The organism is Dapis purpurea BLCC-M126 (genome assembly GCF_050015975.1).
In the GTDB taxonomy this organism is placed as follows: Bacteria; Cyanobacteriota; Cyanobacteriia; order Cyanobacteriales; family Microcoleaceae; genus Trichodesmium.
Genome location: NZ_JBNHER010000159.1, coordinates 1 through 11,905 on the forward strand (window position 1 = coordinate 1; position 11,905 = coordinate 11,905).

The window sequence follows — 11,905 nt, forward strand, 5'->3', positions numbered from 1 at the left end:
TTTTAATTGTATCGACTAAACCAGGCGCAATACTATTGAATGATTCGCCAAATATTGCTTGACTACCTATACATACTAAGCTAACAATTATAAAAACAGCAGCAAATAAAAATATTAAAAGTAGGAATAATAGTCCTAAGAAAACTTTACTTCCACCTCGTTCTAAAGGGTAAAAATATGGTTGGGCAATATGTAAAAAATCATGCCAAATTTTACGGTCTAGTTTACTCATTTTTTATTCAGTAACAATTCACTTTTATTGATGATACTCTATTATTATTGAGATGTAAATATCTCAATAATCTCACAAATAATTTTTTTCAAGTACATAAGAGGGAATATATGAGCTGGTAATAACTTTATTAGAGCACTCTTGAGGATACTGAAGTACAGTTGAATAATAATCTCTTTTTCCTCTTTAGTAAGGTGATAAAACTTTGTACCTTACTAAAGAGGAAACTGCTATAATTAGTAATAATTAATCATAAGTATTCACAATCGCTAATATATAGTTATAAACATTCACAATTTACTCTTAAATCTAAAATTTTAAAGTTTGATGGCTGTTAAATATTTTAATCCATAGTGCTGTAATCTTAAGACTTATACTCCAGGCTATAATAATTTTTGCATTTGCCAAGAAAGTAAAAAATTGATTATCTAATCTTTCATTTATAACTTGAAAAAAAGTTATATATACGAATTTTATCTAAATTGTGAGATATTGTAAAATTTTAGCTAACAGCTCCAAAAGACAAGAGGCAACAGAGAAGAAGGAAAAAATTGTATCTTATGAAGATCATAACCACTATATTTTAGACTTTTAGGGAGCAGTAAAATTATCACATCTGATTCCTAATTGCTATAGTGTTTCTCAAATTTCTCAGAGACATACTTGTTGATTGTAGGGCATAAGGAAGAGAAAAAAAATGTGTACTTCATTAATATGAGAAAGAATATATATAATACACATCAAATACTCCACAATTATACCTAATATAGAATTATAGTTTTAGGCATTTTAGAATCAGATTTGACTTGTTTTGTAGATGATTCTATCTTAATAATCAATCAGCTTGAAGCTGACACCAACTTTTTCTCAGCTCGGAAACTACATAATAGCTACAAATTTCAGTAAAATCCCTATACTAAATTTCAATTAATAGAAACTTATTAACTATAAAAATAGATAATGATTACAAAATTTACTAAAAATCATATTCTTATAGAACAATTACAAGCCAAAATTCGTAATTACTACAATCCCGTAGACTATCTAGGAATTCGCCTAAAACAAAACGAATCAACAGCCATTTCATTTCGTGGCCAACAGTTAAATGTTGTTAATCGTCACTTTTCCGTAGGAGGAGGCATTCGCACCTGCTATAAAGGAAGCTAGAATTTCGTTACTTTTAATAGTATTTTTGAACTAACAAATAGAATTGAAGAAGCAATTTCTCATACCGATTTAATCGTAAAAGAAACTACTTAACTAGTTTAGCTCTTATTACACCAGTCCAAGATTATGTACAAATCAAACTTGGTAGCGATCCCCGTGACATATCCTTAGAATAAAAGCGACAATTTCAATTAATTGAAGGTTATAATAAGTTCTTGTTAGATTTTCCCCCCTGAATTCAGACCACAAATATTAGTTATGAAGATAGCTTTACTATTACTTATTTCGTTAATTCCATCGGCAGTTGCATAGCATAGGAACCCCTAGATATCAATGGGAAATTTAGAGCGATTGCCCGTGGAGAAAGAGATTTAATTAAACAGGGAGTCTATACTATCAGTTCTTGTTCTGATTATAACACCCTCTTCCATTAACTGGTAATGAATAATGAATAATTACCTCTGGTTAAAACTGTAACGGAATTGAATCTAAAGAAATAAGATTTCTTTGATCGAGGGAAGATTGGATATGGTGTACTTCGGAGTGGCTCTGCATTCAGAGAGAAACCCGCTCTTACATATCCACTCCGCAATTCAAGTGACTTCGCGTTTTTCTGGCTCCGCGTTTTTCATGTCGGCAACAGCTGAAGTGCATTTGGGCTAGCATTCCGATAGGAAAGTTGTGCGCTAGCAAAACGCGCGTTGTGCATTAGCTAAACGACCACTTTTTTGATGTACCTGGAGTTGCTTTAAACCTTTGGGGATGAATTATCAATTATCAATTATCCATTATCCATTATCCATTGGTAATGAAGTATTGGTAGTCAAACGAAATGTTTACATTTGCTGCAGCAGAAGGTTATATGATTCGGAATGGAGAAATTGCTGAACCTGTTTGTTACTTACTTCAACAGGAAATATATTTAGGGTTTGCGCTCACAAGTCTTATGGGTGAGGCTAGGAGTCAGGAGTCAGGAGACAGGAGACAGGAGGAGTCAGGAATGAGCGAGAAGCCAGTCGGAAGAATTATCCCTCAATTTATCTGTCCAAATCTTGCTGTTAATACTAACTTTTTGAGGCTTTTCAACTCAAAGCGAGCGCACTTTTTCCAGACTTAAAAATGCCCAAAGCAATATCAGTAAACACTTTCATTCTTTTGAGCGCAAACCCTATTTAAAACTCTCCAAGATATTCAGGCAATTAGTAATGATTTTAGTTATAGTAGTGGCGATTGTGCTAAAGCTGGTCAAGCACCTTTACCTGTGAGTATTGGTGGCCCTCACTTAAGAATTAAAAATGTAGTAGTGGTAAAGATATTGATAATCTTAAATTTTCATTAATAAATCTAATTTTTTATAATATTTCAGTTAATCAAACACTGCTATACTAGCTTTTGAGGCGTTGCTGAATAAATGTATGATTTCACAGGAGCAGGAATTGTAGGGGTAGGGGTATTTCATTTTGGGGATCAAAACGGCAGTTCGCCCATACAAAGGAGTTGTTTGGTAACTTGTTTAGGAAGAAATAGGTATAATTTCTACTATTGTATTGGGTGAAAATTTACCATTATTTGAGTTTCATACCTTACTTAAGCAAAGCTGCTTTTTCTAATATACAAGGGGGATTTGCTTAGAAGCAATATAATTATAGTTGAACTAAAATTTGAGTATACATTTTTCCATATTACCTATTTTCTCCAGTTTTTGATCATAAGTACCCGTGCAAAATTAATTTAACCTTTTTAAGAGTAGGAAGTAGGGAGTAGGTAAAAGGGAAAAAATATACTTGTATACTTTATAAGTAGAGCCAAAATTATTTTGCCTATCTACTTAACTTAAGCACCAAATATACAATTAATTTTGCTTAACGACTTAACAGTAAAAAAATACTGCTAGATTAACTTTTTTTAGTATCTAAGGTAGATGTGGAAAAAAGTAATATAGTTAGACTAAAATTTTACGGCATATTTTTCCCTATTACCGAATAATTAGTCATTAATCATTTTTTAACCTTCCCTTTCAAGGGAAAAAAGCTGTCGTTTTGCTAGCAGATAACTTTCCTATTGGAATGCTTTTCATGTCCCGCAGCGAAACGCAAACCGCACTTTGCTGGCGCACAACTCCACACTTCAGCGTTTCGCCAACATGAAAATTCTTAATTCCTGAACTATTGCCTATCCCTTAAAATCTTAAACTTGTGTATTTTACTAATTTGAGAAAGACTATACTTAGTTTTCTACAGCAGGAGTAAATTCTCCCTTGAGATAGTGCAATACAAAGTCAATTGTTTCTTGTCGTAGCCATCCTTTTTGTACTGCCACCTCTCCAAAGCGTAAATTTGTTTGATGCTGTTCTCTCAAAATAGAATATATTTGTTCTTCATTCAATAAATTTGCTAATTTAAGATATTCACCAACTGTTTTTTTATTATTATCTGTTATTAGTTGAGGAAAAATTTCTACGAAGAAATCTACTGTTTCTTGCTTGATTATTCTCCACATAACAGCAATTTCTCCGAATTTAAGATGACGATTAGCAGTTTGATATTGCAAAATTTCTTCTACTTGAATATCTGTCATTAAACCAGCTTGTTGTAAAACCTCTCCTATGGGCTTGTCAATGTCTCTCTGTTGAAAATATTTAGTTTTATTCTGCTCTTTTATATGATTTTCTTGAGTTAATTCCCTTAAGTTTATAACCTTTTCTTCTTGGCTAATTCCTTTGATAATCCACAAAGGCCATAACAAAATAATTCCTAAATTTATTTGACTTGGTTTAGTATTAACTACTTCTTTCTGTTTCTTAACATCTGATTGATTTACCAGATAGCAAATTGAACCGGAAAAAAGATAAGATGTTGCTGAATAGCACAGCATTGTCAAAATCAGGGTAGTCATAAAATTGTATAATCATCTAGGTATAATATTATTTTATTCTGTATTTTTTGTGATGTCAACAAAAAATATTTTTTATTCAATCGTAGAATCAACTACAATTATTCCTGGATTTGTATATTTTTAACTATTTATTGAACAATATTTATTATTATCTACTCGTAAGCATTTTTAGGGAAATGTAGAGCTAACAGCTATCAGCTATTAGCTGGTTCTCCATTAACTTATTCTTATTGAAGAAACAATCAAAGTTGAATATTGAAATAAAATTAAAAGTTAGTTTCATTCACATTCTTTACCGAATAATTAAGGTATAAAGCCTCTCCTTTAAAGGAGAAACAAGCGGTCGTTAGCGGAGCTTCCCGAAGGGTGAGATGGCGAGGTTTCACGCTCTTGCAGAGCCGCTACGCTTTTCATGTCGGCTCAAGCGCCGAAACGCCATATCCAATCGACCAAGAGAAGAAAACATTTTCCTTTTAGCGAGAGGTAATTATCAATTATTCATTATCAATTATCAATTATTGAATAATCTTTATGATTAATTACTTGGTGTAGGATTATGACAACCGAAAAGCTGTTTGCAGAGAATTCTGTAAAAAATGGGAGTCCGTTCCGCAGGAAAGGCAATACAACTGAATGATTAAATATAATCTATGTAATATAGAAACTCTATATAGATTCTGATAGATTAAATAATACTAAGATCAAATTAAAATCTTTTATTCATCTGGTTCCCAATTTGGTGAATCCCAATTTACCAGAAAATATTACAAATCAAAGTTGAGCCCACATTAAACTTGAAGAAAGATACTAAAATTCTAAATTGTAGCGTTTTTTTGAAAATTATTATACTGAATATAAGACTTAAGATACACAAAAATTACATTTTTGATTTGTTGAAAAAGCTTTGTATTAATTTAATACTCAAGATTGTGGGGGAAAAAGGGGGATAAATGGCTTAATTAAGCTCAGACTAACAAGTGTAACTTGGCTAAACCCTCTTACTATGTGCTATGGTATTTGAAAGTATATTTTGATAATCTAATGGACAATAAATAAGTGTTAACTTCTGTTTATGGGAGATTTATCTAGAAAAATTTAGGAAACTATCTTTATTTTTCATTCTATGGAGGAGTTAGAATATTTGTCAAAGTTAAAGTAAAGTTTGATAACTCCGCTAATTTACCTAAATCTATCTGAGCTGAAGTGGTAAATAAAGTTAAAGTAAGATTATCATTATGATTGAGTTCTAGGTAGCTAACCCTTCGGAGGTGATTCAAAAAAAAAAATTAAACCATATTTACCAATGTTCAAATACTAGGAAGTAGGTAGTTAAAGACATAAATAATATTACTAATACTTCTCAGTCAAAAAAATATGAAGTAAATGAATTAAGCAAAATTGATTCATTAATTACAATTGGGGTGCAGTCAGAAAAATTAATTTAGCTATCCCTAAAATAGAAAAAGTTAAATAATTATATTCTCAAAAACTGCGTAGTAGCCTCAAATGTTTGAAGAGATTAGTTATTTTGTATCAATTAATAAAACCAGAAGGCTGAAAAAATGTCTAAAGAAATCTTGATTACCAGAGGGCAAGTAGTAATAGTCGATGAACAAGACTATGAAGAATTATCAAAATATAAATGGTATTTGATAGACGGATTTGCTGCCAGAACAATAAAAAAAGATGACAAAAGAACCACTATCTATATGCACAGAGTGATTATGGATGCTCCTATGGGTGTATCTGTTTATCATATTAATCACAATAAACTAGATAATCAGCGAGAAAACTTACGCTTAGTTAAAGGAAGTGCGCGAATGCACAGGAGACCGAGTGTCAAACATTCATCTAAATACCGAGGAGTGTATTGGTGTAAAGATAAACGCAAATGGATAGCAGAAATTAAAGTCTACAAAAAGCAAATACGTTTAGGTCGTTTTGAAGTAGAAAAAGATGCAGCTATTGCTTACGATGAAGCAGCAAGAAAGTATTATGGTTCTTTAGCTAGAACAAATTTTGCTACAAAAAATGTAGAAATAATAGAAGAACCTTGTCTGGAAATTAATAGAGATTATTGAAATAATGGAATATCGACGCTTCGGGCGAACAGAATTATTAATGCCAGTATTTTCCTGTGGTGGAATGAGGTATCAATATAAATGGCAAGATGTTCCCAAAAATCAAATCCCACCAAATAATCAACAAAACTTAGAAAATACAATTCATCGTTCCCTAGAATGTGGCATTAACCACATAGAAACTGCTCGTGGTTATGGCACATCTGAAATGCAACTGGGAGAAATTTTATCAAAACTACCACGAGAAAAACTCATTGTCCAAACAAAAATCAGCCCAAGCGCCGACTCCCAAGAATTCCAAAGGAAGTTTCAGCAGTCTCTTGAATTTTTACAACTAAAATATATTGACTTGCTGGGCATACATGGGATTAACACATTAGAACTACTAAACTATTCTATTAGACCAGGAGGTTGTTTAGATGTAGCTAGAAAATTACAGAGAGAGGGAAAAGTCAGATTTATTGGTTTCTCTACTCATGGTCCTACTGATGTGATAATGAAAACTATCAAAACAAATCAATTTGACTATGTGAACCTACACTGGTACTACATTAATCAAAACAATTGGTTGGCAATAGAAGCTGCTAAGGACTTTGATATGGGAGTATTTATTATTAGTCCTTCTGATAAGGGTGGTAAATTGTATCAACCACCACAGAAATTAATAGATTTATGCTATCCACTTAGTCCTATGGTGTTTAACAATCTATTTTGCTTGAGTCATACCCAAGTCCATACATTGAGTTTGGGTGCATCAAAACCAACAGATTTTGATGAACACTTAAAAACATTACAATTTTTAGATAAATCAGATGACATACTACGACCAATATTAATCAGACTAGAGCAAGAAGCGATCGCCCAACTAGGAGAAAATTGGTTCAAAACTTGGCATATTGGTTTGCCTACCCCAGAAAATACTCCAGGTAATATCAATATTCCTGTAATTTTATGGTTAAGAAATCTAGCCATTGCCTACAACATGGTTGAATACGGTAAAATGCGTTATAAATTATTAGGTAATGGCAGTCACTGGTTTCCTGGTGCAAATGCTGAACAAGTAGAAAAATATGATTTGAGCAAATGTCTGGCTCATAGTCCCCATGCTGATAAAATTACAGATATTCTCCAAGATGCTCATCAATTACTAGGAGGAATACCAGTACAACGTTTGTCTCAAAGTTAATTTGTTAATAGCTTTTATAGCAACCGAAGCAAAGGTTAGGACGTTTCTAAATTCTCAAACTTAGTCATATATGCTTTGCGGGTAGCGTATATTGCTTTAATGATATAAAACGTTACGATATTGAAGGCAAAATTTTAACTGATAATACAGTATCTCACCTATGAAAAATTCTATAAATTTATGTTTATATTATAGATTGTCAATCATTAAGGGTAAGAAGTTGGATTCACATAGTATCAGGGAGTAAAAAAAAATATTAGTTCAACATTAATTCGTAAAAACATTTTTTCTCTGCTTTTTATGGTATAAAAATAAAATATACCTATATAATTCAGAGTATTTATACTAAATAAAAACAGAAAAATTATAGTAAAAAAAATTAAGATATTTACTGTAAACTATGATGTATCAAATGCTCTTGTATCCAACTAGCAGAAAAAAATATTCTAATTAGAAAGTTCTGTTTAATCAATTATGTATGGCAATATTTGACATCAATGCAATGTTATGAATCTGTACTGAATGACTGCAGATACCAATACTATGCTTTAAAATAATTCCCCTAAAGATACTCTAGTGTCAAATCTGTGAATCTGAAAAATCTTACTTTTATTACTGTTAAATCCATGACTTATGTGCAACAGAATAACTTGATACAAATGACCATAAACTTGGCACTCTAACTAGATTTTCTATTTATAAATATTATTTGTTGGAGTAAATACTCGGTATATAGTAACTCAATATTATTAATAAAAGTTATTTTTCCATGTCCTAAGTAGCAAGACTTTTGAGGATTTGTATTATATGATATTGTTTACTATCTCTCCTTCTTATTGTAAATCAAATTTCATAACTGCAAAAAAATCTATGTCTTATGAACATATTTTCAACAGTAAAGTCAAATGTTCTGAAGAACTAACTCCCAACGAAGCCATTTTTGCTATTGGCTTAATGGTAATGGCAGTTGATGGTGATATTGATATGAATGAAGTAGAAATCATTGAGGGTTTTTTACTGAGAAAAGGATTCACTGCTCAAGAAGTAGATGCAGCTAGACAAAAAGTTTTAAAAATAATTCGTCAAGAAAAAAATGAAGCATTATTTTGTGCAGCTAAACAGGTACTTCAAGATGAAAAGGAAATCGAAACTGCTTTTGATTTAGCTGTTAAAGTAGCAATAGCAGATGATAAAGTAACAGAAGAAGAAGATGGTTTTGTAATGGGGTTAGCTAAAGCTCTAAAAATTAGTCAAGAAAAGGTAGATAAAATATTTGCAGATGCCACAAAGTATTATCATAATTCTGGAAGATTAATTGAAAAAATTGACGAAGTTTTATCAAAGTTACCTACTGGTTCAAAATATGAAGGGTATATTGATACTACCACAGGCTTAAGGTCATTAAATATTAAGATTAGGACTCCAAAAAATGAGTTAGTAATACTTAATATTGATGAAACTGGAGATGAGAATCAAATAGAAATGGAATTGGAGGAAGCACCACCATGGATGTTCTAAAAGTAACGGAGAATGATTTTGAAACAATTAACAGTTATCTAGATATAGCAGTGGTAGATTCAAACTAGCTAAATTCTGCACGCTACATATTTTAAAAATATTGCTACAAAGTTTTTGTTGATAGGAGTCAGGAGGAGTGGAAATATTTTAATAGTTTTTCCTGTGATTTTACTACAAGTATCTTTTGGATTATTTCTTAAACAAAAGCTTTGAAACAGTTCACAATTAACTAATAACTTATGAAGAAGTAAGGAGTAAATGACTTGGCTAATTAAGTAATAATTTTGATATTTAGTATTCATGGAATCTACAAAGATATTTTTTTCATAGATATTTGAAACCAAACTATTACAGATTTAGCAGCATTAAATTTTGCAGTATGCTACTTATGAAAGTAGAGTACAGCAATTACTAAAAATAATTATAAATTTACTTGATTAAATAAATTTGAGATTAATTTTGATATGTTCAACTTTATACTTATACCAATTTGAAAAAAAAATGTTACGAATAGTAAGGGCAATAAAAATATTTTACAGGAGATTTACCTTTGACAAAAAATATGATTTCCCAGTTAAAAAATGATATATAAGCTATTCCCATACGACTCCTGACTCCTGACTCCTAAAAAGTTCCCTAGCTATTTGTAGCAAACATTTATCAAATTGGTATTACATCAATTTCCAGGTATACGAGGTAAAAATATTAAATATAAAACCCTTGTAGAAAAGGAATTTTGCCTCTGAGAGGTGTACCTAACTCAGGCTTAATCCGCTGTAATTCATAATAGGATTTTCTCTATCTAAACTACTGTTTTTTTGTAACTAATAATGAATATTAATCGCCGTAATTTTTTAATATTAGTAAGTACAACTTTAGGGGGTATGACTCTAAAGGCTTGTCAAATATCCGAAGATAATTCTTCTTCTTCAGTAACTCCATCTAGTTCACCAAATGATACTAAACTAGCTGAAAGTTCGGGGGAATTTCAACTAACACCTTTGCCTTATGAATATGACGCATTGGAACCTTATATTGATAAGGAAACTATGCAGTTTCATCATGGTAAACATTATGCTGCTTATATTAAAAACTTGAATGGGGCGATCGCTAAGTATCCTGAACTTAAGGATAAGAGTGCTGAGGATTTATTGCGTGGTTTGAATACTTTACCGGAGGATATTCGTACTGTTGTAAAAAATAATGGCGGTGGTTATGTTGATCATAAAATGTTTTGGGAAATTATGACTCCTAATGGTGGGGGTGAACCTCAAGGAAAAATAGCTGCTGCTATTGATGAAAGTTTTGGTAATTTTGATAGTTTTAAGGAAAGGTTTAATGCTGCTGGTGGTAGTCGTTTTGGTAGTGGTTGGGTTTGGTTGGTTTTGGGTCAAAATGGAAAATTAAAGGTTATTACTACTGCTAATCAAGATAGTCCTTTTTTGACTGGGGATTTTCCAATTATGGGTAACGACGTCTGGGAACACGCTTATTATTTGAATTATCAAAATCGTCGCGCTGATTATCTGAAGGCTTGGTGGAATGTTGTTAATTGGCCGGAAGTTAATCGCAGGTATGAGGAGGCATTAACAGTGATCACTTAACAATTATCAGTTATCAGTTTTTAGTTGAATTAGTTTCAACTTTGTTTTTACTAGCAATGTTGAATAAAAGTTCATGTGTATAGGCGAATAGGAGCCACTGCTGTTTATGATATCAGAATTTTTATGAGGATGCAACCGAAAATCCTTCGATGCGCAAATTTTTCAGGAGCTTTATAAAATGACAATGTTCCTGGTTTTCTATTTAGCAGGGATGGATGGAAAGATTTGATGAGGGAAAAAATTTGCTGGTTATCTAGATTATTGATGGTTGGAAAAATTAGTTAATTTTGGAGAATTGAAATTTTCGGCGACGAGCAGGGATATTTTCGGGGAATATTTGGCGCAAACCTTGAGAAAATCTAGTGTATATGTTTATGGAAGTTTCAGAGAATGAAAAGATTTATGATTCTCTCTAGGGAAAATTCCTGAATAAAAGTTAAGTTGAATAAAAAGTCATGCGCACAGGCAAACGAAACCATACAATTTTTACTATATCAGAATTTTTGTGGGAATGCAACCGAAAATCCTTCGATGCGCAAATTTTTCAGGAGCCTTAGAAAATGAAAATGTTCGTAGTTTTCTATTTAGGAGGAATGGATGGAAAGATTTGATGAGGGAAAAAATTTGCTGGTTATCTAGATTGTTATCTAGATTATTGATGGATGAGAAAACTATTGAATTTTGAGAAATTAGAATTTTTGAGGGTAGGAGCAATCACCAGAAAAAATAGTCATTTATTAATTTAATTTATCCTCTAATTACTTCAGGAAATCTAAGGTTGGATTAAGTAGTTATAGTAGCTCGATCTACATCAGCTATAAAATATTGACTGTATAATTATAAGAAAGGCAAAAAACATCCAAACTTCAGAATACTTACTTAAAGTTAGTCTAGCTATAAAAATTTCCTAGCATGAAAAAATATCCAGATTTTACCAACTACGGTTATCAAATTAGCAAAGAACTAGGGCGTAATTTACAAGGTGGGCGAATTACATATTTAGCGAAATCTCTCACTGCAAATCGACAGGTTGTAATTAAGGAATTTAGATTTGCTATTGCTGATGGGAGTTGGTCTGCTTTTAAAGCTTATCAACGAGAAATTTCGGCACTCAAACAATTAAAACATTCTCAGATTCCTTGTTACTTAGACTCTTTTGAAACTGAGTATGGATTTTGTTTAGTAACATAATATATTCAGGCTCCATCTTTAGCAGAAAGAC

General features: G+C 31.7%; 8 protein-coding genes and 1 pseudogene. 7 read left to right on the forward strand and 2 right to left on the reverse strand.

Going from position 1 to position 11,905, the window contains the following annotated elements; all coding sequences use genetic code 11:
• Nucleotides 1-232: pseudogene (locus tag ACP6PL_RS14340) on the reverse strand (ABC transporter ATP-binding protein); the annotation flags it as partial.
• 960 nt (nucleotides 233-1,192) lie between these two features.
• On the opposite strand from ACP6PL_RS14340, the gene ACP6PL_RS14345 reads away from it, so the two are divergent.
• Nucleotides 1,193-1,399, forward strand: a complete 207-nt coding sequence (locus ACP6PL_RS14345; RefSeq protein ID WP_426545940.1) for a hypothetical protein — start codon at nucleotides 1,193-1,195, stop codon at nucleotides 1,397-1,399.
• Nucleotides 1,400-2,231: 832 nt separating this feature from the next.
• Nucleotides 2,232-2,516 carry a hypothetical protein gene (locus ACP6PL_RS14350; protein WP_426545941.1) on the forward strand — a complete coding sequence of 95 codons (285 nt, stop codon included), beginning with the start codon at nucleotides 2,232-2,234 and terminating at the stop codon, nucleotides 2,514-2,516.
• A gap of 1,109 nt (nucleotides 2,517-3,625) precedes the next feature.
• Here the strand turns inward: ACP6PL_RS14350 and ACP6PL_RS14355 are convergent.
• The gene (locus tag ACP6PL_RS14355; RefSeq protein WP_426545942.1) at nucleotides 3,626-4,273 is read right to left on the reverse strand and encodes a hypothetical protein; all 648 of its coding nucleotides are present in this window, start codon (nucleotides 4,271-4,273) and stop codon (nucleotides 3,626-3,628) included.
• Nucleotides 4,274-5,856: 1,583 nt separating this feature from the next.
• Between ACP6PL_RS14355 and ACP6PL_RS14360 the strand changes: the two genes are divergently transcribed.
• The 5 genes from ACP6PL_RS14360 (at nucleotide 5,857) to ACP6PL_RS14380 (ending at nucleotide 11,874) form a co-directional block, all read left to right on the forward strand.
• Nucleotides 5,857-6,375, forward strand: a complete 519-nt coding sequence (locus ACP6PL_RS14360; protein ID WP_426545943.1) for an AP2/ERF family transcription factor — start codon at nucleotides 5,857-5,859, stop codon at nucleotides 6,373-6,375.
• Nucleotides 6,376-6,379: 4 nt separating this feature from the next.
• Entirely contained in the window at nucleotides 6,380-7,561 is a 1,182-nt protein-coding gene (locus ACP6PL_RS14365) for an aldo/keto reductase (protein WP_426545944.1), read from the forward strand.
• Between the two features lie 870 nt (nucleotides 7,562-8,431).
• The gene (locus ACP6PL_RS14370) at nucleotides 8,432-9,079 is read left to right on the forward strand and encodes a tellurite resistance TerB family protein (protein WP_426545945.1); all 648 of its coding nucleotides are present in this window, start codon (nucleotides 8,432-8,434) and stop codon (nucleotides 9,077-9,079) included.
• An 830-nt stretch (nucleotides 9,080-9,909) separates the two neighbouring features.
• Nucleotides 9,910-10,683 (forward strand): superoxide dismutase, encoded by a 774-nt coding sequence (locus tag ACP6PL_RS14375; protein ID WP_426545946.1) that lies wholly within the window; start codon nucleotides 9,910-9,912, stop codon nucleotides 10,681-10,683.
• Between the two features lie 912 nt (nucleotides 10,684-11,595).
• Nucleotides 11,596-11,874, forward strand: a complete 279-nt coding sequence (locus ACP6PL_RS14380) for a hypothetical protein (RefSeq protein WP_426545947.1) — start codon at nucleotides 11,596-11,598, stop codon at nucleotides 11,872-11,874.
• Nucleotides 11,875-11,905: the final 31 nt, after the last annotated feature.

Coding starts and splice junctions, on each gene's coding strand:
- ACP6PL_RS14350 (WP_426545941.1), top strand. CDS start 2,232: ATGTTTACATTTGCTGCAGCAGAAGGTTATATGATTCGGAATGGAGAA.
- ACP6PL_RS14355 (WP_426545942.1), bottom strand. CDS start 4,273: ATGCTGTGCTATTCAGCAACATCTTATCTTTTTTCCGGTTCAATTTGC.
- ACP6PL_RS14365 (WP_426545944.1), top strand. CDS start 6,380: ATGGAATATCGACGCTTCGGGCGAACAGAATTATTAATGCCAGTATTT.
- ACP6PL_RS14375 (WP_426545946.1), top strand. CDS start 9,910: ATGAATATTAATCGCCGTAATTTTTTAATATTAGTAAGTACAACTTTA.
- ACP6PL_RS14380 (WP_426545947.1), top strand. CDS start 11,596: ATGAAAAAATATCCAGATTTTACCAACTACGGTTATCAAATTAGCAAA.
- ACP6PL_RS14345 (WP_426545940.1), top strand. CDS start 1,193: ATGATTACAAAATTTACTAAAAATCATATTCTTATAGAACAATTACAA.
- ACP6PL_RS14360 (WP_426545943.1), top strand. CDS start 5,857: ATGTCTAAAGAAATCTTGATTACCAGAGGGCAAGTAGTAATAGTCGAT.
- ACP6PL_RS14370 (WP_426545945.1), top strand. CDS start 8,432: ATGTCTTATGAACATATTTTCAACAGTAAAGTCAAATGTTCTGAAGAA.